19 protein-coding genes are annotated in these 23,301 nt (G+C 69.4%); 4 read left to right on the top strand and 15 right to left on the bottom strand.

Going from position 1 to position 23,301, the window contains the following annotated elements:
* Window positions 1–503: 503 nt before the first annotated feature.
* Genes ACFRKB_RS30770 through ACFRKB_RS30760 form a run of 3 tightly spaced genes read left to right on the top strand, consistent with a single transcriptional unit; the run spans window position 504 to window position 3,697 of the window.
* Window positions 504–806: a hypothetical protein gene (locus ACFRKB_RS30770; RefSeq protein WP_383109883.1), complete on the top strand. Its 303-nt coding sequence runs from the start codon at window positions 504–506 to the stop codon at window positions 804–806.
* Entirely contained in the window at window positions 796–999 is a 204-nt protein-coding gene (locus ACFRKB_RS30765) for a hypothetical protein (RefSeq protein ID WP_383109882.1), read from the top strand. The genes ACFRKB_RS30770 and ACFRKB_RS30765 overlap by 11 nt, the downstream gene beginning before the upstream one ends.
* Window positions 1,000–1,036: 37 nt before the next feature.
* Window positions 1,037–3,697 (top strand): DEAD/DEAH box helicase, encoded by a 2,661-nt coding sequence (locus ACFRKB_RS30760; protein ID WP_383109881.1) that lies wholly within the window; start codon window positions 1,037–1,039, stop codon window positions 3,695–3,697.
* Window positions 3,698–4,464: 767 nt separating this feature from the next.
* Here ACFRKB_RS30760 and ACFRKB_RS30755 read toward each other — a convergent pair.
* Together ACFRKB_RS30755 and ACFRKB_RS30750 are read right to left on the bottom strand one after the other, a co-directional pair.
* Complete coding sequence (locus ACFRKB_RS30755) at window positions 4,465–4,596, bottom strand: hypothetical protein (protein ID WP_383109880.1); 132 nt, start codon at window positions 4,594–4,596, stop codon at window positions 4,465–4,467.
* Between the two features lie 400 nt (window positions 4,597–4,996).
* Window positions 4,997–5,224 (bottom strand): hypothetical protein, encoded by a 228-nt coding sequence (locus tag ACFRKB_RS30750; RefSeq protein WP_383109879.1) that lies wholly within the window; start codon window positions 5,222–5,224, stop codon window positions 4,997–4,999.
* Window positions 5,225–5,292: 68 nt separating this feature from the next.
* Here ACFRKB_RS30750 and ACFRKB_RS30745 point away from each other — a divergent pair, with 68 nt between their 5' ends.
* Window positions 5,293–5,484, top strand: coding sequence for a hypothetical protein (locus ACFRKB_RS30745; protein WP_383109878.1), 192 nt, complete (start codon window positions 5,293–5,295; stop codon window positions 5,482–5,484).
* 323 nt (window positions 5,485–5,807) lie between these two features.
* On the opposite strand, the gene tpg is transcribed toward ACFRKB_RS30745, so the two are convergent.
* The 13 genes from tpg to ACFRKB_RS30680 form a co-directional block, all read right to left on the bottom strand.
* The gene (gene tpg / locus ACFRKB_RS30740; RefSeq protein ID WP_383109877.1) at window positions 5,808–6,365 is read right to left on the bottom strand and encodes a telomere-protecting terminal protein Tpg; all 558 of its coding nucleotides are present in this window, start codon (window positions 6,363–6,365) and stop codon (window positions 5,808–5,810) included.
* A 6-nt stretch (window positions 6,366–6,371) separates the two neighbouring features.
* On the bottom strand, window positions 6,372–8,594 hold the full coding sequence (gene tap, locus ACFRKB_RS30735; protein ID WP_383109876.1) for a telomere-associated protein Tap: 2,223 nt from the start codon (window positions 8,592–8,594) through the stop codon (window positions 6,372–6,374).
* 167 nt (window positions 8,595–8,761) lie between these two features.
* Window positions 8,762–9,499 carry an HpcH/HpaI aldolase/citrate lyase family protein gene (locus ACFRKB_RS30730; RefSeq protein ID WP_383109875.1) on the bottom strand — a complete coding sequence of 246 codons (738 nt, stop codon included), beginning with the start codon at window positions 9,497–9,499 and terminating at the stop codon, window positions 8,762–8,764.
* Between the two features lie 570 nt (window positions 9,500–10,069).
* Window positions 10,070–10,804 (bottom strand): class I SAM-dependent methyltransferase, encoded by a 735-nt coding sequence (locus ACFRKB_RS30725; RefSeq protein ID WP_383109874.1) that lies wholly within the window; start codon window positions 10,802–10,804, stop codon window positions 10,070–10,072.
* Complete coding sequence (locus ACFRKB_RS30720; protein ID WP_383109873.1) at window positions 10,805–12,754, bottom strand: GTP-binding protein; 1,950 nt, start codon at window positions 12,752–12,754, stop codon at window positions 10,805–10,807.
* A gap of 544 nt (window positions 12,755–13,298) precedes the next feature.
* Window positions 13,299–14,561 (bottom strand): MFS transporter, encoded by a 1,263-nt coding sequence (locus tag ACFRKB_RS30715; protein WP_383109872.1) that lies wholly within the window; start codon window positions 14,559–14,561, stop codon window positions 13,299–13,301.
* On the bottom strand, window positions 14,554–15,603 hold the full coding sequence (locus tag ACFRKB_RS30710; RefSeq protein WP_383109871.1) for a glycosyltransferase: 1,050 nt from the start codon (window positions 15,601–15,603) through the stop codon (window positions 14,554–14,556). The genes ACFRKB_RS30715 and ACFRKB_RS30710 overlap by 8 nt, the downstream gene beginning before the upstream one ends.
* On the bottom strand, window positions 15,600–16,703 hold the full coding sequence (locus ACFRKB_RS30705; RefSeq protein ID WP_383109870.1) for a glycosyltransferase: 1,104 nt from the start codon (window positions 16,701–16,703) through the stop codon (window positions 15,600–15,602). The genes ACFRKB_RS30710 and ACFRKB_RS30705 overlap by 4 nt, the downstream gene beginning before the upstream one ends.
* Before the next feature lie 246 nt (window positions 16,704–16,949).
* A complete protein-coding gene (locus tag ACFRKB_RS30700; protein ID WP_383109869.1) occupies window positions 16,950–17,969 on the bottom strand; it encodes a TauD/TfdA family dioxygenase in 1,020 nt (339 codons plus the stop codon).
* Window positions 17,956–19,401 carry an NAD(P)/FAD-dependent oxidoreductase gene (locus ACFRKB_RS30695; protein ID WP_383109868.1) on the bottom strand — a complete coding sequence of 482 codons (1,446 nt, stop codon included), beginning with the start codon at window positions 19,399–19,401 and terminating at the stop codon, window positions 17,956–17,958. Before ACFRKB_RS30695 ends, ACFRKB_RS30700 begins: the two co-directional genes overlap by 14 nt.
* Entirely contained in the window at window positions 19,398–20,666 is a 1,269-nt protein-coding gene (gene mpaD / locus ACFRKB_RS30690; RefSeq protein WP_383109867.1) for a daptide-type RiPP biosynthesis aminotransferase, read from the bottom strand. The genes ACFRKB_RS30695 and mpaD overlap by 4 nt, the downstream gene beginning before the upstream one ends.
* A 35-nt stretch (window positions 20,667–20,701) precedes the next feature.
* A complete protein-coding gene (locus ACFRKB_RS30685) occupies window positions 20,702–21,454 on the bottom strand; it encodes an SDR family NAD(P)-dependent oxidoreductase (protein WP_383109866.1) in 753 nt (250 codons plus the stop codon).
* Window positions 21,451–23,262, bottom strand: coding sequence for a M3 family metallopeptidase (locus tag ACFRKB_RS30680; RefSeq protein WP_383109865.1), 1,812 nt, complete (start codon window positions 23,260–23,262; stop codon window positions 21,451–21,453). Before ACFRKB_RS30680 ends, ACFRKB_RS30685 begins: the two co-directional genes overlap by 4 nt.
* Between the last annotated feature and the right edge of the window lie 39 nt (window positions 23,263–23,301).

Below are 23,301 nucleotides of genomic sequence, written 5' to 3'. Positions count from 1 at the left end.
GGGTACCACATCGCTGCGCGATGTGCAAGCGCAGCGCCTCGCGATGCCCGGCGCGCCCGTGCTGCGCACGGGCCGTTCCCTCCGCTGCGCTCCGGTCACCGGTGACGCCGGCCGCTGCGCGCCCGGCAGGCCGCGCGATGCGCGGCCGTGATTGGTGGGGTGTCAGATATGTCTAATAGGGCTTTAGGTAAGGGAGTTGGGAGGTTGCTCCGCAACTCCCTGGCGGGTCCGCTGCGCTCCCCCGCCTGACGGTTCCTCCGGCTGCGCCTCCAGAACCTTAGGGCCCGCTGACGCGGGCCCGGCTGGCTACGAAGGGTGGGGGCTCGTTCATGTGGGTTCTGGTGTAACGCGTGCATCAGAATGATGCAGCATGTACTGTTGGCGAAAACACGGGACACCCCTTCATCACACGGAGAACATCTCAGAAATTCCCAGAGGAACGGTCGTAGATGGCCGGTTGCCATGAATCTACCGGACCCGATCTCACGCTGAGGACGGCCTGGTTGGCCGCGTTGAAGGCCGGGGCGCAGGGCGCGGTGGTCGAGCTGGACGGCATGGCGCCGGCCTCTCGGGGCGCGCTGTTCGCGGATGGCTGGGATGACGGCGTGGCGGCCGTGAGCGAGGCTCTGGTGGGCATCGCGGGCTGGGACTGGGCGCGGCGGCCGGTCGGGGCCGCTGAACTGGCCGTACATATCGCGGACGTGAGACAGCGTGAGCAGGCCGGCCTGGTGCGGCTGACGAAGTTCGTACGGGAGTCCTGCCGCGCGCCATCCGTAGACCACGCAGCGGCGCAGGGTGCTGGATGAGGCCGGTGGTCTGTGTGCCGCGCGGACGGTGAGCAGCGACGGGGGCGTCATCGTCTGCGCGCTCGATGCCGGGCGCTACGGCCTGGACGACAAGCCGCTCTTCAAGGGCGGTGAGCCCGGCGGCTGGCACGAGGCGGATGCGTCGATCTGGAACGGCTCCGGTGCGGCCTGCATTCGGCACGCAGCCATCTGAGAGATCATCTGAATTCAGGAATTGGGGAGGAGAGGAAATGTCGGTGATTCAGCTCAAGGAACATCAGGTAGACCAGCGGTCGGCGTTTCGTAGGTGGGTGGGATTTCCTGCAAGGTCAGCTGTGCCGCCGCAGGGTGTCCGTGGCACGATCGTGTCAGCGACTGGCTCGGGTAAGACGATCACGGCCGCTGCGTGCGCGCTGGAGTCGTTCGCGGACGGCCGGATCCTTGTCACCGTGCCGACCCTGGACCTGCTCGTGCAGACCGCCCAGGCGTGGCGCCTTGTGGGTCACCGGGCTCCGATGGTGGCGGTGTGCTCGCTGGAGAACGACGCGGTTCTCAACTCGCTTGGGGTGCGCACCACCACGAACCCGATCCAGCTTGCCCTGTGGGCGGGGTCCGGGCCGGTCGTCGTGTTCGCCACGTACGCCTCCCTCGTGGACCGTGAGGACATCGACGCACCTGAAGGTCGGCGGAAGGTTCGGGGGCCGCTGGAGGCCGCTCTGGTGGGCGGGGAGGGGCTGTACGGGCAGCGGATGGCGGGCTTTGACCTCGCGATCGTGGATGAGGCGCACGGCACCGCCGGTGATCTGGGGCGGCCGTGGGCGGCGATCCATGACAACCAGCGGATTCCGGCGGCCTTCAGGCTGTATCTCACTGCGACCCCGCGGATTCTCGCGGTGGCCCGGCCGCGGGAGGGCGCGGGCGGCCAGGAGCTGGAGATCGCCAGCATGGCCGACGACCCGGGGGGTACGTACGGCGCGTGGCTGGCCGAACTGGGGCTCTCGGAGGCGATTGAGCGCGAGATCCTCGCCGGGTTCGAGATCGACGTGCTGGAGATCCGTGATCCCTCGCCGGTCCTCGGGGAGTCGGAGGAGGCGCGGCGGGGCCGGCGCCTGGCGCTCCTGCAGACCGCGCTCTTGGAGCACGCGGCGGCGTACAACTTGCGTACGGTCATGACGTTCCACCAGAAGGTGGAGGAGGCCGCTGCGTTCGCGGAGAAGCTGCCGGAGGCCGCTGCCGAGTTGTATATGAACGATGCCTCCGACGACGACCTGGCGGCCGCGGGCCGGCTCCCCGCGTCGTCGATCGACGCGGAGTTCTACGAGCTGGAGGCCGGCCGCCACGTCCCGCCGGACCGGGTGTGGTCGGCGTGGCTGTGCGGCGATCATCTTGTGTCCGAACGGCGTGAGGTGATCCGACAGTTCGCCAACGGCATCGACGCGAGCAACCACCGGGTGCACCGGGCGTTCCTCGCCTCCGTGCGGGTTCTCGGTGAGGGTGTCGACATCACGGGCGAGCGTGGGGTGGAGGCGATCTGCTTTGCCGACACCCGTGGTTCTCAGGTGGAGATCGTGCAGAACATCGGCCGGAGCTTGCGGCTCAACCGTGACGGCACCACCAAGATCGCGCGCATCATTGTGCCGGTCTTCCTGGAGCCGGGAGAGGACCCGAGGGACATGGTCGCCTCCGCCTCGTTCCGCCCGCTCGTAGCGGTTCTCCAGGGGCTGCGCTCGCATGATGAGCGCTTGGTTGAGCAGCTCGCCTCCCGTGCGCTGACCAGCGGGAGGCGAAAGGCTCACGTCCGGCGCGACGAGACCGGGCAGATCATCGGGGCCGGCGGCGAGGGCGGGGAGCAGGAAGGCACTGGTGTCGTCGTCGAGTCGGCCCTGCTTCATTTCTCCAGCCCGCGTGACGCCGCCACGATCGCGGCGTTCCTGCGTACCCGGGTGTACCGGCCGGAGTCCCTGGTGTGGCTGGAGGGCTACCAGGCTCTGCTCCGGTGGCGGAAGGAGAACGAGATCGCCGGCCTCTACGCCGTCCCGTATGACACGGAGACCGGGGTCGGCGTCACGAAGGACTTCCCCCTCGGGCGGTGGGTGCACCAGCAGCGCAAGGCCCTGCGGGCCGGGGAGCTGGAAGAGCGGCGCAAGAGCCTGCTGGACGCCCCGGAAGCCGGGATGGTGTGGGAACCCGGCGAGGAAGCGTGGGAGGCCAAGCTCGCCGCGCTCCGGTCCTACCGGCGGGCCACCGGGCACCTCGCGCCCCGTCAGGACGCGGTGTGGGGCGAGGACGGGGCGATGGTGCCCGTCGGGCAGCACATGGCCAACCTCCGGCGAAAGGGCGCGAAGAACGGCCTGGGGAAGGATCCGGAGCGCGCCGCCGTGCGTGCGGCGCAGCTGACGGAGATCGACCGCGACTGGGACTGCCCGTGGCCGCTGGACTGGCAGCGCCACTATCGCGTCCTCGCCGACCTGGTCGACGCCGACGGTGTCCTGCCCTATATCGCGCCGGGTGTCGTCTTCGAGGGCGACGACGTGGGCACGTGGCGGTGGCGGCAACAGGAGCCGGGCACCTGGGCGCAGTTGTCGAGCGAGCAGCAGGAGCGGCTGTCCGCGCTGGGTGTGCAGCCTGGTGGGGCCCCGTCTCCCGCCCCGGGGGCCACGCCCGCGTCGAAGGGCCCGGGCAAGGGCCAGCATGCGTTTCAGCGCGGCCTGGCAGCCCTCACGCAGTGGGTAGAGCGGGAGGGTCAGCGGGCGGTTCCTCGCGGCCATAGCGAACAGATCGCGGTCGGCGGCGAGGCGGAGCCGGTGGCCGTGAAGCTGGGCGTGTGGGTCTCCAACACCAGGTCGAGGCGGGACAAGCTCACCCCGGAGCAGCGGGCCGCGCTGTCTGAGCTGGGAGTCGAGTGGGCGTAGGGCCGGTGGGGAGCGGGTGTCGCTGTTCATCCGCTCGGGTCGGCAGCCGACGCGCCGTACGAGGAAGATCTTCGAGGAAGATCTTCTGGGAACTCGCTTCCAGGAACAGCGCGTTGAACGGATGCCCGGGACTCCGCGGCCACACCTCACGTGTGCCGCGGGTCAGCAACGATGACATGAAGGGATTCAGCGTATGGACGACATCTTCGGGGAACTCATCGAGGAGACTGTGGAAGAGACGGCCGAAGAGATCGGCGGCGAGATCGCCGAAGAGGTCGTCGAGGGACTCTTCGACTGACCAGGCGTCCGTGGGATGCGGCAACGGTCGGACCTGCACCGCATCCCATGGACGAAGGCGCTGTCGGTGGTACAGATGGCGGGCGGCTTTCGAACTGCGGAAGTCGTGGCAGGTGTTTCCGACGCGGCCTGACGGCCCTCATGGAGCGGGAAGGCGCCCGCCGGCCGGGACCCGGGCCGGCTGACCGAGCGGCTGTGGTGTGCGGGCCGGACGCCGGCGGCATCCGTACATCTCGCTCAGCTGCCGCGGGCGCGGACGCCGCAGCTCAGAGCGCGCCGCCGGCGTCAAGGGGACGGTGCCCTCGTAGGGGTGCCACCACGGCCGTCCGGACGGGGGCAGCAGGCGGCGGCGCAGGGCGGTGGTGTCGCGGGGGCGGGGTGCGGCGAGCGCTTCGTAGGTGGCGTTCCAGGCGTGCTGCGTTTGCTGGCCGCGCTCGCGCTCAGCCTGTCCGCACTCCGCCCGGCCCTGACTACCTCACCGCATCGATCGTGCAGGCGCCGAACAATGCGGCACCGGTGATGCACAGCAACACGACAAGGCGCGCCGTCCAGGTGTCCTTCTCGATAGCCAGCCGCATTGTCCGCCAGAACTCCCTGCCCATGGCTCCTCCTTGGGGTCGTGCGTGCGAGTTTGGGCACGGGCGGGCATTTCACTCGTGCCTGTACAGGGACCAGTCGGCTCACTTGCGCCTGCGTCACGGGGCAGAGATACGTCACATCCCGAGCGGGCACTTGGTGCGCAGGTACGTCAGGTCACAGGACCGGCCAGAGGCCGCTGCCGTGGCGGCGCGCGCGTCGGCCGTCACACGTGCCGGTGCGTCTGGACCCCGGTTGGCGTCACAGTGGGAGCCACGGCCCATGGGCGCCGGCGAGCGTGAAGGCGGCCTCCCGGGTGGGCGAGGCTCCGGCCTCTGCCGTGTGGTGGCCGCCGGATTCATGGTCGCCCCGACCGCGGCGGTCCGCTCGGGCGGGTGATTCTCCTTCGCGTACGCGGGCGCGGTCCTAGCGGTCCCGGGCCGCCGTGGAGGCGCTGGACGCCGACGCCATCCGGGCCGCAATGCCGTCCCCGCCGATCTCCGGCGGCGCGGCGGCGGACCGGATCGCCGGCGTGCTCGGCACTCCGAGCCCGAATACGTACGGCGGGAGGGCGAATGTGACGTGGTGCGGTGGTTCGTCGACCGCGGCCTGCTGGTCGGCCTGAGCGCGAACCCCGAGGGGACGCTGCACCACCCCGGGCAGGCTGATGAGGTCTGCCGCTGCGCGAGGACCTGTGGGATCACGTGGTGCGCCTCGGGTGGATGTCCCCTCGGTCGTTCGAGGTCCGTTTCGGCACCTCCCGGGCCGGGGCCGTCGACGTCGCGCTCCACATGACGCAGGCCGTCGGCGCGCTCGCCGCACGGACCGATGCCGACTGGGAGCAGCCGCGCGCGGTGGAAAAAGGCCGAAGCTCCCCGCTCGCGGCGCCGGCGAACCAGGCCGCCGTGGCGTGACGTCGGCGGCCCCGTTCGTTGAACGGGTCTGCGGAGCAAGGGACAAGCCTCCGGAGCCGGCTGGGCCCCGGAGGTTACGGGGTGGACAGTTGAGTGCGCCTGGCGGTACACAGCGGGCCCCGGCGGGTGGCGGCGCCGGACATCGGCAGGACCACGCTCACTGACGGCTCAAGCCTGGCCCCGGGCGTCCAGGAGATCTGGACGCCGACGGTTCGTACCGCGCCGGGTGGGGTCCGCCGGCCGGTGCGCCGAATCTCGCGCTCCCTCGCCGACTGAAACGCATAGTTACTTCCGGGGATCGCGGGCTGTCCGGGGCGCGGCTGCTACAGGTCGAACTCCAGGTGCTGGATGTCCGTGAAGCGGACCTCTTCCAGGGAGCCGGCGCGGCGGCCGCCGTCCTGGAAGTAGGTCTCCTTGAGGGCTTCGGCGGCGAGCTCCCGCAGGCGGTCGTCGCCAGCGCCGGTCTCCTGGGCGTCGAAGAGGCGGGCCGCGTGATGCGGTGGCAGGGCGACGGTCAGGTGCCGGATACGGTCCTGGTCCGTCGATCCGATCGGTGCGGTGTAGCCGAGGCGGGCGCGGGTGTCGATGACGATGCCGCCGGTGGTCGCGGCCTTTTCGCGGGCCCTGGCCCGGATCTGCGGCTGCCAGCGGGCTTTCACCTCGCGTTCCAGGCGCGCGGCGAGGTCTGGGCGGGGCTTTTTGATCTGGTCCTTCACGTACCGTTCGACGGTGCGCTGGGAGACCCGCAGCGTCCGGGCGACCGCCTTCGTGCCCTTGAGCTGCTTGACGAGGTAGCGCATCTGGGCGCCGGCCGATTTCGGCACGGGGCGGGTGAATGACTTCTGTACCGCCTTGTCGAGGCCGTCCCCGATGATGCTCACCGTGGTCTACTCTCCGTTGTCCTGGTCGGTGACGGTGCCGTCCTTGATGTACCGGGCGAGGTTGAGCTCGGGGGCGTTGAACCGCTCGCGGACCTCCTCGCCCCACAGGACGCTCTGGGTGCCCTCCCACTTGACCAGGCCCGGGTTGATGCCGAGTTTGAAGCCGCCGGGCAGCGGCTTGCCGTCCCGGTAGGGCAGGAAGTCCAGGGGGGAGGGCCCGTCGGAGGCGTACACGGCGCAGTCGGAGAGGATCGCGACGGGGTACTGCCCGGTGAAGGCGGCGTGTTTGACGATCTTGCGGTGCATGTTGATGCGGGTGCGGGAGATGACGGCCGCGCGGATGTCCGGCCGCCAGGTGGGCCGGGACAGGGCGCGCCATGGCTGCCCGGGTTTCCAGCCCTCGCCGCGTGGGCGCTCGCGCAGCTTGCCCAGTCCGCCCTTCACCGTCGCCTTGACCGCCGATACGACGATCGCCAGCTCTGGGTCCCGGTCGCGGTAGCCGTCCATCGCCGCGAGGAAGCCGGCCGGCGGCAGGTCGGCGCCCACCCCGAGGTCGGCCATCGTGGCCAGGTAGGCATCGCGCAGCCGGTTGTACCAGGCGTCCAGGTAACGCCCGCTGTCGTAGCGGACGTACGCCTCGGTCGGCGCGACGTCGTAGCCGAGTTCCACCGCGTATGCCACGGTCGGCGTGGCGTACCAGGCCGGGTGCTCGGGCCGCTCGCCCTTCGGCGTGAACGGGCTCGGCAGCAGACTGCCGTCCAGGTCCGCCCACTTGTCCTTGGTGACCTTCACTCTCGACGGGTCGACATGGGACAGATCGACCAGCCACGAACCGGGCAGCTTCGCATCGAACACGGGCTGCTTGACGTGCGTCGGCGCACCGAGACCGACGAGCAGGCCGTTGGCGCCGGCGGCGAACGCCATGTTCACGTCGATGCCCACCAGGTTGTGGCGCAGGCATTCGGCGTCGGTGAGCGGGCGTGCCCAGTCGTACGCCTCCTCCATCAGAACCTCTGCCGGGGTGCGGCGGTGAAAACGCGGCAGGTCAGCGAGGAGCGGGTGGCCGTCGGGGGCCTCGCACGGCGCGCAGTCGACCGGGTTCTTGCCCAGCGAGCCGGGGTTGTGCTCGGAGTGCCGCTTGCCATCGGCGTCGGGCTCGGAGGCACGGGTCGGCGGGTGCAGGGCGGTCATCAGCTCCAGGCCCGTGACGGCGGTGGAGCCGCGCGGCGTCATCACCCGGGACGCATACGTGCCCAGCAGCCGGGCCAGGTCGGCCGGCGGCAGGTGCCCCGCATTCGCCCAGTGCCGGGTGTCGAGCGCGTCCCAGGACGGGATGCACAACTGCACGCACGCCCGCTCCGAGCCCTGCGCGGGGCGGTAGATCCTCGCCCACGGCCCGAACCCGCGCTTCGTCAGCTGCCAGTTGGCGCGCGTCAGCTGCTTGATGACCTTGTGGCCCTCCGGGATCCGCCCGGCCAGGCGCTCCTGCTGTGTGAGCGTGACGGGCAGGCCGTAGTGCTCGCACGCGGCCTCGGTCAGCACGAGCAGCGGGTCGGCGTCCTTGCCCGGCCCGGACAACTTCGGCTGGCCGAACCGCCCTTCGCGCAGCGTCCACTCCACCAGGGCCGGGATCGACTTCGCCGGTACGTCCAGGACCAGGCCGCCGACGCAGTACGCCAGCACCTGGCCGTCGGCGACGTCGACGACCGCGAGCGGGCCGTTCTCGAAACGCGGATCGGCGCCGCTCATCGGGGTATTGGCGGGGGCGGCCTTCTTCGCGGCCGGGCGCCGCGACGTCGGCCTGGTCGTGACCGCCTGGCGCGGTACAGCGGCAGGGGCAGCGGGGCGGAGTGCGGTGTTCGCGGGCTCCGCGGCCGGGCCTGTGGGTGCGGTGCGGGCTTGGGCCGGTTCAACTGCCGATGGCGCAGGAGCGGCCGCGACGGCAGGCGTCTCGGGGATCGCCGTGTCCTCAGGGGGCGCCGGAGCGTTGGCGGGGTAGAGCTGGGCGAGTTGCTTGAGCATGCGGGCGTATGCGTCGCGCTCCGGCGGCCGCGGCTCGGTCTTGCCGGCCTCCCAGCCGCTGACCGTGGCGCGCCGCACCTGCAGTGCGGCGGCCACCTCGTCCAGCGTCAGGCCGTGCGCCTGGCGCAGCCGCTTGCGTTCCGCCGGGGGCGGCAACGGGGAGCGGGACGCGATGAGTGCGTCGACCGCGTCGAACAGCTCGGACATGCAGCACCTCCTGTCCTGCAACCCTAGCGCGAAGCGAACCTTTCGCGTACCAAACGCGTACGGATGGCGTAAATGACGGTTGGGGGTTCACGGCTGCTCCCGGAGGGGCGTCCTCGGGCTTGGGTTGCCGCAGGCTCTTTGGCCGAGGGTCCGCTGTGGTGTCTTGGCTATGCCTGAACCGGCCGGGCGGTCTGCCCGCCGCACGGCTGGAACACCGAGGTGATGACCGGGAGTTGTCGGGGGTGGACGGCGACTTTGCCGAAGAATCCGAGTGCGCGGCCTTTCTCGGCTTCTCGCTGCAGTCCGGCCAGGTCCTGCGTGTCGAAGAAGGGAGCGTCGAGGGCAGGCAGGCCGGCGACGGCTGCACTGGCTGCCAGGCGGGAGCGCGCATCCAGCAGTTCCTCCCAATCCACATCGCAGCCAAGGAGTTTGGCGTAGTCCCCCGCTCCGAAGAAGAGCCCTGAGAGCCTCTCCGCCTTCACGATGGAGGAAAGCATGTCGACTGCTCGTGGAGTCTCGATCAGGGCATAGATCTGCGGGGTGTACTCGGCTGTGTCAAGGCACCCGGCCACGATCTCCACGTCCCGGGCCGACTCAACCTTCGGTACGAGGATGATCGGGGGCTTGACGGCATACTGTGCGAGGGCGATCAGGTCCTGGGCACCCTCGACAGTCGTGAGCGCGTTGATGCGAATGCCCAACGCACATGCTCCGGCTGCCTGCTGTGCGAGGAGCTGCTCCGCACGCTCCCGCGCGATCTGTTTCAGCGCGGGAGCGACGGAGTCTTCGATATCGAGGACGACGACGTCTGCAGCGCAGGTTTTCGCTGTCTTGCACGGGTGGTCGGCGGTCGCGGGAGTGATGAACCACGCGTGGCCGACGGGCATGTTCTTCGCAACGCTCATGGTCGCGCTCCTCCATTGCTCATGGCCGTACGGGGCGGGTCAGGTGGTCTTGAGGTCCGGGGCGGGTGGTGGTGTGGAACCCTCGCGAAACACACCTTGCGATCCTCCCCGCCTCCGGTCTGATTCAGAGGACGTTCCGCTCCAATTCTGTGTCCTTGGATGCCCCCCTTTCAGAGGGTGCTATTGATCGGGCGGGTCTCGGCGGCGAGTTGGGCCTGGTTGCGGCCGGTGGCACATCACGGCGGAGCCCAAGCTCCCGGCGAAGACCACGAAGTGCCCCCGGCCTTCGGCGTTGACCGCGGACGTCGCGTTCACCGGGAACCGGCTGCCGCACCACCGCACGACCAGGGTCCTCACCCTGGCGCCCCGGGCCCGTCCGCAGGCCAGGCCGGAACGGATACCGGCCCAGAACCAGGAACACACCCACCGGGCGACCCTCCGGCCCGGCAACAAACACCCCCGCCGGCCCGCCACATCATCCACAGCGCCGGCACCGGCTCGGCGTCGGAAGGGAAGCTGCGCCTGCCGGCCGGCTGGACCGCGGACCCGGCCCGTACGGCTGGCTGAGGTTCAGGGTGTCCTGGGCCGCTGGGCGATGAAGACGAACTCCTTGCCCGGGCGGTCGGGGGCGTCCCGGATCTCGTGGAGCCGGTAGCCGTGCGCTGCCAGGTCGGCCTCGACCTCCTGGCGTTCGCGGAAGCGCAGGGTCGAGTCGGATGTGATGTGCTCGCCGTCGGTGGCGAACACGTAGTTCCAGCGGAACGTCACGAGGGGCAGGCTCATGTCGACCACGTCGCCCCAGGTTTCGACTGTGTCCGCGTTCGGGAGCGGGGTGAACTTGTGTGAGACCGCGGGGTTCCACTCCTCCCAGACGCGTACGGTCGGGTTTCTGGTCTCGAACACCAGGAACCCACCCGGTCGCAGGGCTTCGCGGGCGCCTGCCAATGTCTGGCGCCACATCTGCGGCGCGGTGATCTGCTGGGCGGCGTTCCCGGTCATGGTGACGAGATCCACCTGCAGCGGCGGGAGGGCGGTCGCGTCACCGCAGATCCACTGCACGCGTTCGCTGCCCGGCTTTGCCATCGCGACATCGAGGGAGGCCCGGGCGGGGTCGAGGCCCACGACCTCGATTCCCCGGTCGGCCAGCAGCAGTGCGAGTACGCCGGTTCCGCAGCCGATGTCCAGCACCCGTTTCGCGTGGATCCGCTCCGCGAAGGCCAGGTAGGTGTTGAGGTCCGTGCGGTTCGCTTCGAGGACGTCGTAGATTGCCGCCAGCCGGGGGTGTCCGAACATCTCGTTTGCCATTCAGCCGACTACCCTGTTGAGCTGCATGAGGTATTCGCGGCGGTTGAACGGGTTCATTGCCTTGTGCTGACGCGGTGCCGGCTGCGGCGATATCGGCCGGTAGGAACCGAACTCGGCTTCCAGGACTCCTTCTCCACTTGTCAGACCCGGCAGGGCGGCCTGGAGTGAATTCACGTCGCTCGCCGGAATATCGCCCGCGATCACGGCGACATCACCGTCGACTTCGGGTGCGTCGGGAGTCGCGCGCATTCGGCCCAGCTTTCCCAGTACCGGTGTGAGCGCCGCGAGGGGAATCTCCAGGCGAAAGCGGGAGATCGGCTCGCACATCACGGTGCGGGCTTCCTGTAACGCGGCGGCGACGACGAGCGGGGTCAGGTGGCGGACGTCGGAAGCCGTGCTGCCGCTCGGCCTGCCCGCGCGGACGAGTGTCACCACGCAGTCGGTGACGGGCCATCCGTGGGGGCCCTGCCGGAGGGTCTCGTGGATCGCTTCCTCCGCGGCGGCGTGGTACGACGGCGGCATGAGGCCGTACTCGGCCTCGATGCGGTACGTGACACCGGAGGCGGGTTCGGCGGGGCTGATCCGCACCCCGATCGTGGCGACGAAGGGGTTCGAGGGGGTGTACGCCTCCTCGAAGAAGGTCCCTTCGCCGGTCGGCCGTTCGATGTACAGCGTCGTCGTCTCGGCGAAGTCGATGGTCAGGCCGAACTCGAGGGCGAGGGTGTCCCGGATGACTTCCTTCTGCACCTCGCCGAAGAGAGAGACATACGTGATCCCGTCGTCGTCCTGGCGCACCGAGATCAGCGGATCGGCGTCGGACAGCTCGACCAGTGCGGCGTGGACCTCGCCTTTCTCACCGGGGTTCTGCGGCACCACGGCCGCCTCCATCGTGGGCGGGGCGAAGCCGGGGGCCGTGCGGGAGGTGGCGGCGCCCAGGTTGTCCCCGATCCGCGCGTGGTTGAGCCCCCACACCTGGGCGATCTGGCCCGCCTTGGCGACGTCGCGCGCCACGATCGATCCCTTGTCGAACACGCGGATCGCGCTGATCCGCTCGCTGCGCTCGCCACAGTCCACGCGGCTGCGCACGGTCAGCTCGCCGCTGAAAACGCGGACGTACACGATCTTCTCGGACGCGCGTCCTCGGTCGATCTTGAAGACGGCTGCCGAAAGCTCCGCGTCGTCGTCATCGGCGTCATCGGCGGTCCTGGGCAGCAGGTCGACGATGGCGGCCATGATCTGGTCCACCCCGCTGCCGGTGATGGCGGACCCGAAGAAGACCGGGCATGCGATCAGTTCGACGGTCTGGCGCCGCAGTTCTTCCCAGAGCTGGTCGACATCGACACTGCTGGCGTCCGTGAGCTTGTCCAGGACGTTCTCGTTGCCCTCGGCGAGACCGGCGGCGAGGTACTCCGCGAAGTGGTCCTCCGCGAGCGAATGCGGCCGGAACTTGGCGCTGCGGGTGCCGGGGTCGTCGACGTCACCCATGGCCAGCGGCCGGATGTGCAGCTTCTGTTCGAGTTCGGCCAGTATCCGGTCCGGGTCCGCTCCGAGCCGGTCGATCTTGTTGACGAAGACCAGGCATGGAATGCCGAGGCGTTTCAACGCCCGGTACAGCACGTGTGTCTGGGCCTGTACGCCTTCCACGGCGGACACGACGAGCACCGCGCCGTCGAGAACGGCGAGTGAGCGTTCGACCTCCGCGATGAAGTCCGGGTGGCCTGGGGTGTCGATCAGGTTGACGGTCACGCCGCCGATGTCGAATGAGACGACCGCGGCTTTGATGGTGATTCCGCGCCTGCGCTCCTGGTCCATGGAATCGGTCTGGGTGGTACCGGCGTTGACACTGCCCAGCTGGCGAGTAATGCCCACCTCGTAGAGGAATCGTTCCGTCAGGCTGGTCTTGCCCGCGTCAACGTGCGCCACAATCCCGAGGTTCAGCTGGTCCGTCACGTCCCTCATCCTTCTCTTGCCGGTGTACCGGATTGCTCGTCACTGCAACACCCGATTTCCCGGGCTGACCGGCGTGAGTTTCCCGGGACAGGATAGCCCTCGGCGATTGTCCGGCTACACAGCTGCACACTCCCGGGAACGCTCAGTCCAGGGACCCTCCGGTCGATGGCGGCGGCGAAAGCGGAGAACTCCGCTGGGAGCGCCACCCGATCGTGTGACGACAGCCAGATCCGGACGGGCCGCCGCACCGCGTCCGTGCCGGGCGCGTCCTCGAAAGCCTCGCGTGCGTGCGGGGCGCGGCAGTTGTCGGGCCACACGCTCCGACCCCGTTCCGTCAGCCGTCCCGTCGCGCGGGCCTCTTCGCGGAGCAGCAACCATCCGGAGCGGCGCCTGACGTCGTGGGAGCCGGGACCGGACACCGGCGAGCGGGCCAGTGGCTCGGTGCCGGGGCGTTGTGCTCCTCGCGGGTCCCCACGTGTACGGCTGCCGGAGTGCGTCGGGTTTCCCGGGCGCCCGGAGCAGCAGACCTCTTCGCTCCTCCGGGCTAGTCACGGTCGGTTTCTCCTGCGGGCGGGGGCGGGTCGGGTCGGGTGACGGAGCCGGTCTTGCCGTAGGTGGTGAACCCGGGAACGAGCAGTGCCAGCAACGGGGCGAGCAGGAATACCGTGGCGCCCACGCCTGCCAGGGCCGGTACTCCGACGAGGGCCGACACGGGTGCCGCCGCGCCCATGCCGACCGGTTCCAGCACTTTGGTGACGGTGGCGTCCACGGCGTGGACCCGTCCTCGTGTCTCCGGCGGGCTGGCCACGTTGAGCGCGACGAACCACCACACGCCGTGCAGGCTGATGCCGACGCCGCCGAGGAGTACTGCGGCCATGAACAGCGGCAGCGGCACGTCGATGGCCAGCACGGCGAACACCGGGGCGTAGGACACGAACCCGAGGTTCGCCCACAGGCCCGGCCGCCGCGGTTTCACCAGCGCGGCCACGACGGAGCCGACCAGCGCCGCGCCTGCGCCCGCGCTGAGCACGAGACCGAGGCCCTCGCTGCCGTAGCGTTCGGTGGCCACGATCCTCATGAGGACGAGCCCTGGTGCGAAGCCCAGCAGCACCTGCAGTGCGGTCTGGGCGAGTCCGGCGCGCAGCCACATGGGCCGGAACACTCTGCGCAGCTGTTTCCGGTCGACGGTGTCGTCGTGGTCGGCCTTCCTGGCTTTCGGCAGGCCGGGGGTGGCGACGGCGGCGAGGAGGGAGGCGGCGGCCTGGACCGACAGCAATCCGTCGGCCGTCCACCAGAGGATCGCGGCGCCCCCCAGTCCGGGGGCGGCGATGCCGATGACGTTCTGCAGTGCGGACACGGTGCCTTGCGCCCGTGCCAGGTTGGGCAGACCCACCAGGTCGGCCAGGCCGGCGCGGGAGGCCGGGGTGCCCATCGCCCATCCGCCGCCCATGGTCACCGCGGCCGCGACGACCGCCGCTTTGCTGTCGGACCAGAGCAGCAGCAATGGGGCGATGGCCGAGAGGATGTAGCCGGCCCGGATGAGTGCGCCTCGCGGCAGCCGGTCGGCCAGTTTGCCCGCGAGGGGCAGGGCCAGCAGATTCGACAGGGACACTCCGGCGAGGAAGAGGCCCATGACGGCTGTTCCCTGCTCGATCAGCAGGAAGGTGGGGAGGGCGATCTCTCCCATGCCGGTGGCCGTTCCGGACAGGCCCGCGGTGGTGATGTAGCGCCACCATCGCGGGTCGCGCCACAACACACTCCGGCTCAGGTCCTGCGATTCCTTCTGCGGTTGCGCGACATCAGTCACGTTCCACCAGGTCGGTGTAGAGGCGCTGGTAGGCCGTGGCGGCGTGTTCGGGTGCGAAGCGCTGTTGGGCTCGTAGGGCGCACTGTTCGCGGTCAAGGGCCGCCGCCCGGTCGATGGCGGCGGGGAGGTCGTCCGGGTCGTCGACCAGGACGCCGGTGATGTCGTCCTCGACCGTCTCGGCCAGACCGCCGCGGCGCAGCGCCACCACCGGGGTGCCGACAGCCATGGCCTCTATGGCGGTCAGGCCGAAGGGTTCGTTCCAGCGGACCGGGCAGACCAGCACCGCGGCGTCCCGGAGGAGGTCGATTTTGTCCTGGCCGGCGACCTCGCCGGTCCAGCGTGAGCGGTCGCCGTCCAGCAGGGGGGCGATGTCCTGGTCGAAGAAGGGGCGGTTCGAGGGTGAGACGGGGCCCGCGACGATGACGGGGCGTCCTGCCGCGGCGGCCGCCCTGACCGCCAGGTCGGGTCCTTTGTAGCGCGCGACGTAGCCGAGGAAGACCACCGTGGGTGCCCCGGGTGCGACCCGCGCCGGTACGTTGCACATCTCGAGCGGGAGTGGATTGTGCACGGTGGCCATGGCCTGGTTGGCCGGGGGCAGCAGGGCGCGCTGGGCTGCGCTGATGGCCACCGCGGGGGTGTCGGGAAATGCTTCGACGAGCCGGTCCAGGCTGCCGCCGGAGCCGGAGTAGGAGTGCAGCGTGGTCAGTGCGGGTACCGGGTAGAGGCCGAGCAGGGGCAGGGCGAACTCGGTGTGGTTGTGGACGACGTCGTAGTCGGAAGCCGCTTCCATCGCCTTCGCGACGTGGACGACGTCGTCGGTGAAATCCCAGTGGCTGTGCCCTTGTTCGTCGAGGCGCTGCGGGGTCCGGGGGAAGTGCCAGTGTCGCCGGCCGGGCACCTGGCTGCTGCCGACGGTGAATGTTCCGACGTCCAGGCCGGCGGCGATCTGATGGGTCACCAGTGCCTCGACGACCCGTTCGGTGCCGCCGTAGCCGGTGGTGGGTACCTCGTGGTGCGGTCCCAGTACGTGCAGGACCTTCACCGTGCGGCCGCCAGCCGGTGGTAGAGCTGTTCGTAGCCTGCGGCCATGACCGATTCGTCGAACGCTGACACGGCCCGGTCCCGGCAGGCCTGTGAGGACAGTTCTTCCACGGCGGACAGTGCCGCGGGCAGTTCGTCGGTGTTCTGGCAGATCAGTCCGGTGACGCCGTGTTCGACGACCTCGGCGCACGCTCCGCGGTCCAGGGCGACCACGGGTGTTCCGCAGGCTTGAGCCTCGGCCATGACCAGTCCGAACGGCTCGTTCCAGTCGACCGGGTTGAGCAGGCAGGAGGCCCGGGCCAGTAGTTCGCCCTTGGTGGCGAAGTCGACCTCACCCAGCCAGTCCACATCCGGTCCGAGGCGGGGTTCGATCCATTCGCTGAAGTAGCGCTTCTCCTCGGGTTCGTTGCACTTGACCGCGAGACGGATGCGCCGGCCTGCTGCCCTGGCCGCGTCGATCGCCAGGTGCACGCCTTTGATCTCGACGCTGCGCCCGAGGTACAGGACCCAGTCCTCGCGTGTGCTGCGGTCGGCGAAGGGCAGGGCCTGGGTGCGGATGCCGTTGTGCACGAATCCCGCCCATTGCACGGTCGGCAGGCTTTGCACGTGGGTACGGGAGACTCCGACCACCGGGGAGAGCCTGCTGGCACGCTCGGTGTAGGCCAGGTAGTCTTTCCTGCCGATCCAGTTGTGCACAGTGGTGACCGAGACGCCGTCGCGTTTCGCGGCCAGCCACGGACCCATCAGTGTGTGGTCGTGCACGACGTCGAAATGTGATCCGGCGAGCACGTCCTCCACCAGCATCGCGTGCCGGATGTCGACGATCGAATCGTTGATCCGCAGCGGCAGCGGTTCCGAGTAGGCGGTGTGCACAGGCACCGGGAGCGTGGACCCGCCACCGGCGACCACCTCGACCCGGTGTCCGCGTGAGACCAGTCCGCGAACCAGTGAGTCCGCCACGGCCTCCACCCCGCCATAGCCGACGGGAGGGACCGGGAACCACGGCGGCACCACCACCAGCACTGACAGTGGTTCGGTCGCCGCGACCGGTTCGGAATGCGGGGTGGGTGACGGCCCGGCGTCGGAGCTCAGTGCGGTCACTTTCTCCACCTCAACCTGCTGATACATCGTCACCCTTCGTCGCGTAGACGCGTCCACGGCGTTGGTGGATTTCCGTCAGCCTGATGATCAAGGCTAGCAAGCACCGAGCGGGAGTGTCCATGCACAGGTGTCTTCCTCGGGAGTCGGGTTGCGGTGTGAGGACCGCGGTTCGCTCGGCCGCGTGACGATCCGGCGTGTGGCCCGGCAGGTGGTCAGGTGAGGCCTGTCACCTGACCACCTGGCGGGTCAGCCGAGCGCACCTCGGTGGATCGCCGCGGAGAACGCGGAAAAGCTCTGGGGCAAGGGGGCTCGTTCGTGCAGCCACAGCCAGATCCGGATCAGGCGGCGCACGGCAGTGGTGTCCGCTCCGTCCTCGAACGCCTCCCGGGCGTGCAGGACGCGGTAGTTGTCCAGCCACACGCTCTGGCCGCGTCGCAGCCGGTGACGCAACGTCAGTTCTGGTCGGCGGGCGACCTCCTCGAAGAGGGCGAGTGCCACGTCCACGTCAGGAGTGAGCCGTCCCCTCGCGCGGGCTCCCTCACGCAAGAGCAGCCAGCCGAACCGGCACTTGACGTCGTCCGGGTCGTGGCTGAATACCGGGGAGTCGACGAGGGGTTCGCTTCCGGGGCGCTGCGCACCGCGCAGGTCCCATGTCCAGGGCCGGCGGAAGCCTTCCAGGACAGCGGGGGCCTCGCGTGCCAGTGCGTCGTGTACTGCTGCCGCGCTGACGAACAGGTTTTCCCCGCCCTGCGCGCTTGCGGCGAGGCAGGCCAGTACAGCCGCGTCGGTCGGGTCGTTGTGCATGCCCATGCGTCCATTGGATTTGTAGCCCGGGGTGGTGGTGACGTCGGCCGGTTTCTGGTCCTCCACCGGGACGATGAAGTCTTCGGGAGACGGCTGGAGTGCCGGTTTGCCGAGAAGGACCGACACTCCGAACGTCAGGGTGGTGAGCTGTCCGTCCGACAGCGTCTCCAGGTCGTCGTGTGTCACAACGGCGATTCCTGGACCGCCGGGCCCGAGTCGCTGCCCGACGGCCTGCGCGATGTCGCCCACCGACTGCGCCATGTCGGAGCGGAAGGCCGGCAGCGTCGCCGGTGTCGGTGGCTCGAACACGTCCGGCAGCCGGCGGCGCAGCCGCGCCACGAGGTCGTCGGACAGGACCACTTGGTGGGCGTTGGTGCGAAGGAGTTCGTGGCCGGTCCATGAGCGGGTGGTCTCGGCGGTTGCCGGCCGGCCGCCTGGCCGGCCGGCGTCATGCCGCGGCATCGAGGTACTGGCGGAACGTCGCGAGGACATGCTTCCGCCCCTCCCCCCAGTTGAGCAGTTCCAGCAGTTCCGGCGCCAGGCCGGCATCGCTGCCCAGTTCGCGGTATGTCGCCTCTGTTCTCGTGCGCACCTGTACCTCGATTCCGTCGGTGATCCGCATCCAGGGAGCCAGGCGCGGGGAGTACTGGTAGAACTGCGATACGCAGTGCAGCACCATCTCGTCGACCGCCTGCTCCCGGCTCATGGTGCGCAGCGGTGCCCGCAGCGGGGTGAACAGGTCGTGGCCGAGTACGCCGGTACCACCGCGCAGGAGGTCTGCCACGTGACGTGCGAGGAGCGGCGCGCAATGGAAGCCGTCGCGGTAAGTGCCCGACAGCACCCAGACGTTGTCCTGCCACAGCTTTCCGATGACCGGGAAGCCGTCGAGGGACAGTGGCCGGTTGCCGGCGTGCCACGCGGTGACCGAGCTGCCGAACAGCCGCCGGTCGAACTGTTCCATGGCTCCGCCGGCCAGGAAGTGCGCCATGCCCAGGCTCGACCAGGCACCGGGCTCGAGCAGTACGTCGTTCGTGGCGCCGATGTACACCGTGTCGTCGCCCGGCACCAGGTGCAGCCCGCAGCCGCCTGAGCGGTTCGGTGTGCGGACCACGTGTTGCAGGCCTGATGAGGTCGCCTTGCATGTGACGGCCACTCCGACGCCGGCGAGTATGGGCATGAGCGGGGCCGCTGTGTCCTTCAGGTCCTCGACGATTGCGGGGGTGAAGGCTCCGGCCGCTACCAGGAAGCGGCCGGCGCTGAGAGTCTCGCCCGAGCGCAGCACGATGCTCTGAGCGTGCCCGCCCGCCTGCCGCCAGCCCACGACGCTGTCGTCGAGCACGGTGACACCGCGCTGCCGGGCCACCTCAACGACGCGGTTCAGGACGGCACGGGCATCGATGGAGCCTTCCTGGGGAAGGTATACCGCTTCCAGTGGTCGTGCGTTCGTCGCCGGGTCGAGGTTCGGGACCTCGCCCAGGGGCAGAATCTCGTACTTGCGGCCGTAGCTGCCCAGCGCGTCGATGATTGCGCGGTAGTTGAGGCTGTCGAGCTGTCCGCCGCAGCTGTTCAGGAGGACGTAGGTTCCTTCGCGGATGGCGAGCTGCCGGTCGTGCGCCAGGTCGTTGTTGAGTTCGTCGAGCCATGTGGGCCAGGCCTCAAGTGCCTGGAGCGACAAGTCCAGCTTGGTGCGGCCCGGCTCGCTCGACAGTGTCCGGTGGGTGACCTCGCCGAAGCAGTTCAGCATCGCTCCGGCAGCCGCGGTGGCGCTGCCCTCACGGTCTGATGGCCCGACAACTGCGACGCGGAGATCCGGGTCGGCCCGGACGAGGTCGAGTGCGGTCGCGTACCCGAGGATGCCGTTGCCGATGATGACGATGTCGTAGGTTTCGCTCATCGCTCCTCGCCGGCTGCCGCGTATATGCCGAGACCCCTGCGGATGATCGTCAGCAGCTCGTCGATCTCGGTGTCCGTGTACACGAGGGCGGGGATCATTTGGAAGCAGTTGGGACCGGGGTGGACAATCGCCCCCGCTTCACGGATCGCCCGGATGACCTCGGACACCTCCGACTGGGCCATGGGTGCGCCGTTCGGTGCGGAAAGGTGCAGTGCCCACATGCAGCCTCTGCCGGTGACCGAGGTGATCATCGGGTGCTCTGTGGCCAGCGCCGCGAGTTCGTCCCCGAGGCGTTGGCCGATCTTCTCGCTGAGTGCGGGGGTGTCCAGTCGGCGCATCTCTGCCATGGTGGCGCTGATGGCCGCGCCGACGACCGGCGTGCCGGCCTGCGTCTCGGCGTGGCCCAGCAGCACGTTGGGTGCCAGGAACTTCTCCGCCATCTCGCGCGAGACGATGACCGCGGACGCCGCGAGGGTGCCGTTCGTCAGTGCTTTCGCGGTGACGAGTACATCGGGTGGCTCGGGCCAGCGGGCACTGGCGAAGACGGTGTTGCCGGTGCGGCCGAAGCCGGTGGAAACCTCGTCGGCGACCAGGACGAACCCGTATTTCCTGCGTAGCCGGAGGATGTCGGCGACGAACTCCTCGGTGAGGGGGATGGCCCCGGAGCCGAGAACGGGCTCGACGAAGAGCGCGGCGATGCGTCCGTCGTATCGTTCCAGCGCTGCCTGGAGCTGGGGCCCGTCGTTCGCCGGTACGTGCCCGACCAGGCGACGGTCCACGCCGTACATCTGCTGTCCGAGGTTGGCGTCGGTGAGTGCCGCCGCCCCGAACGTCAGTCCGTGAAAGGCGGTGCGCAGTGCGAGGATCCCGCGTCGGTCGGACTTGCCTCGCAGTACCTGGTATTGGCGTACCAGTTTGATTGCGAGGTCGTTCGCGGCGCCGCCGGAAGTGGAGAAGAGGACCCGGCCGTAGTGGTCCGCTCCGGCGAGCTTGACCAGTTCGGCCGCGGCCGCGCGCACCTGTACGTTCTCGGCGTTCCAGGCGCTGAGGTAGGAGGCGTCACGCAGGGTGTCGGCGACGGCCTGCGCCACGGCGGGGTTGCCGTACCCGAGGTTGGAGTTCCACAGGCCGCTTGTGGCGCAGAGCAGTTCGCGGCCGTTCGCCAGCGTCACGCGGACTCCGCGCGCGGACTTCGCGCAGAGGTCGTCGCGGCCTTGTTGGTCCAGTGGTGTCAGCGATGGCCACAGCGGCCCGTACGAGTTCATGTTGTTCTCCTGCTCCCGTGTGCTCGCCCTGGCCATCAGATCAGCGACCCGGATGATCCGCCGTCCAGCTTGCACAGCATTCCGTTTGCGTCGCGGCCCAGGTTCGCGATCGTCAGCACGTTCTTCACGCAGGACTCGTAGGACAGGAACGAATTGATCACGTACGCCTGGTTCGACCTGTTCAGATAGCGGCGGGTGACAGCGTCCATGTCCGCCCCCGTGCGGTGGGCTATCTCTTGCAGCTTCTCGAAGTTCTCCTCGTCGGCGAGCGGTCCGAGCAACAGGGTGGCGGCGGCGGCGTTGTGGGACTGGCAGGCGCTTGCCAGAGCTGTGGTGAGCACCCGCAGCGCCGCTTTGCTTGCGGCGTAGATCCCTGAGTACTTGTTGGCGTGGTAGATCGAGTCCGAGTTCGTGACCACATACGTGCAGAATTCCGCCGACGACTGCTTCTCGACGTGGTTGAGGAGGAGGTGGTACGGCACGAGTGTGTTGAGCCGGAACGTCGCTTCCAGCTCATCGAGCGGCGGCAGCGTCGCGTCGCGCGGCCCGTAGGAGACCGCGTTGTAGACGACCAGCGCGGGCGCTTGCTCCTGGAGCTCGCGCTCCACCGTCTCGTATCCGTGCGCTGTCGTCAGGTCGGCTTGCACGTATCGAAGTGCGTCGGTGTCGGGGAGATCGGGCTTGGGCCGCCGTCCTACGGCGGTGACGTCCCAGCCTTCCTCGACGAGCCGGCTCGCGAGATGGGCGCCCCACCCGTGGCTGGCGCCGATGACGATGCCCTTCTTCATGGGCGGGCCACCTCCATGGGGCCGGCGTCGACTACGTCTCGAAGAAACTCGAAGTACGGGCTGACCGGGGGCCGCGGGCTGGGCAGGTTCGGGTCGAGCCACAGCTGGGTGAGCTCGTCCGGCCGGCCCTTGGCGGGGAGGTCCGCGACACGAACCGTCCGGTACCGCTGGAAGGTCTCCGCGCTGCTGGCGGCTCCCCAGAAGTAGAGAAAGCCCGCTCCGGGGGCGGCCTGCCATGTCAGGTGTGTGAAGTAGCCGGGCAGATCGCCGAAGGCGCAGTGGTCGCCGAGCGAGTACTTCTGGCTGAGACGTTCAAACGCCTCACGGTGGCCGCCCTCGGAGCGGCCGTGCACGTCGAGGTCGACCGCGGCGGCCACGGTGCACTGCAGGGTGGTGCTCCAGGTTTCGAGCGCTCGAAGCTGCTGGGCGAGGGCGAGGGCTTCTTGTGCTTGGCCCGTCAGGTCCAGCGCGCCGGCGAAGTCCGGGTGGTACACCCACCGCTCCCACCAGGTGCTGGCACATTCGAGACGGTCCAGAGGCAGGTACTCGATGCCTGACTCGCTGGGCATCCGGCGGGAGAACAGCACATGGGTGAGGGCGTGACCGAACTCGTGGAAGATCGCCTGCGCGGCGGCGAACGTGACGTGGTCGGCCTCGTCGTCGGGCTGCAGCGGGCACAGAACGTGTGCCTTCGCCCTGACCGGCGCCGGCGTTCGGCTCTTGGCGGTCGAGGGAGGGGAGGCCGGGCGCCGGCTTGGTGCGCCGGGGCGCAGCAGATCGAAGTCGATGCTCCCCAGTTCCTCGCCTGCGCGGCCGACACGGAACGTCAGGGCATGGGCGTGCTGCGCCGGGGCGGCGATGACCGTCACCCCCAGCACCCGCCGGGCCAGCGTGCACAGGAGATCCAGGAGCGCCTGCAGCCTGAACGTCGGTGCCCTGCGCCCGCTCATGCGTGTCCGCAGGTAGCGCCCGAAGTGGTCCATCGGGTATTGCGTGCACCCGGTCGCCGTCCGGATCGCGGACTCCAGCTCGCGTTGGCTTTCCAGGGCGTGTGTCAGGAACTCCTGCAGAAAGGAGGTGGCTTCAGCAGGGGAGACGGAACATCCCTCGAAGGTCTGTGCCAAGACGGTGGGGTGCCCGCCCGCGCCCTCGCGGGCTGCTTTGCGGCGTACCTCCACGGCCTCGTCGAGCACGTTCGTCAGTGCGGCGATGTCCGGCGCGGAGTGCCGCCGCCAGGCCGTCGTCAGCTTGGTCCGTGTCGCCTGCTCCTTGAGCCGGCTCGCCGCCTCGGCCAGCGCCACCGACGGGCTCGTACCGGGTGAAGTGATGTGGACTCGCTGGAGGAATTCGAGCTGGCGGGCATCCATCTGCCGCAGGATCGCCCGCATGTCCGCGCCGAGTTCGGCCTGGCGCCGCCGCGCCTGCTCGGGCGCGTGCCGCCGGTCGGCGAACCACGCCAGCCATGTCAGGCGCAGTTCCTCGAGGTCGTGCGCCGTGAACGGCCCGGCAGCCGCGAGGGCCTTCTCGGTCGCGGCGCTCAGGTCCCGGTCGTGGAAGTAGGTCTCGTGCCAGCCCAGGAGGTGCTGGTAATCGTCGAACCGCTGGCTGCCTTCCAGGTAGGCGAACGTGGAGGCGGCGTTGGAGTAGATCAGGACGATCTCGCGCAGGGCCTCGGAGGTCAGCCCTTGCCCGGACTGCCCGGGCGGGGCGACCAGCATGCGCAGACGGTCGGCCCCTTCGGCCAGGTCCGCTTCGATGGCCGGCAGATTGTCGCGGTAGTGCGGCCGGCGGGTGGTTATCGTCGCCATGCGCGCCTCCGGGCTGCGGCTGCGAACGTTCGGGGCAGG

It is taken from the genome of Streptomyces scopuliridis, assembly GCF_042790125.1.
Taxonomy (GTDB): Bacteria; Actinomycetota; Actinomycetes; order Streptomycetales; family Streptomycetaceae; genus Streptomyces; species Streptomyces scopuliridis_A.
The sequence above is the reverse complement of the archived record's forward strand: the minus strand, read 5'-3'. Positions and strand labels throughout refer to the sequence as shown.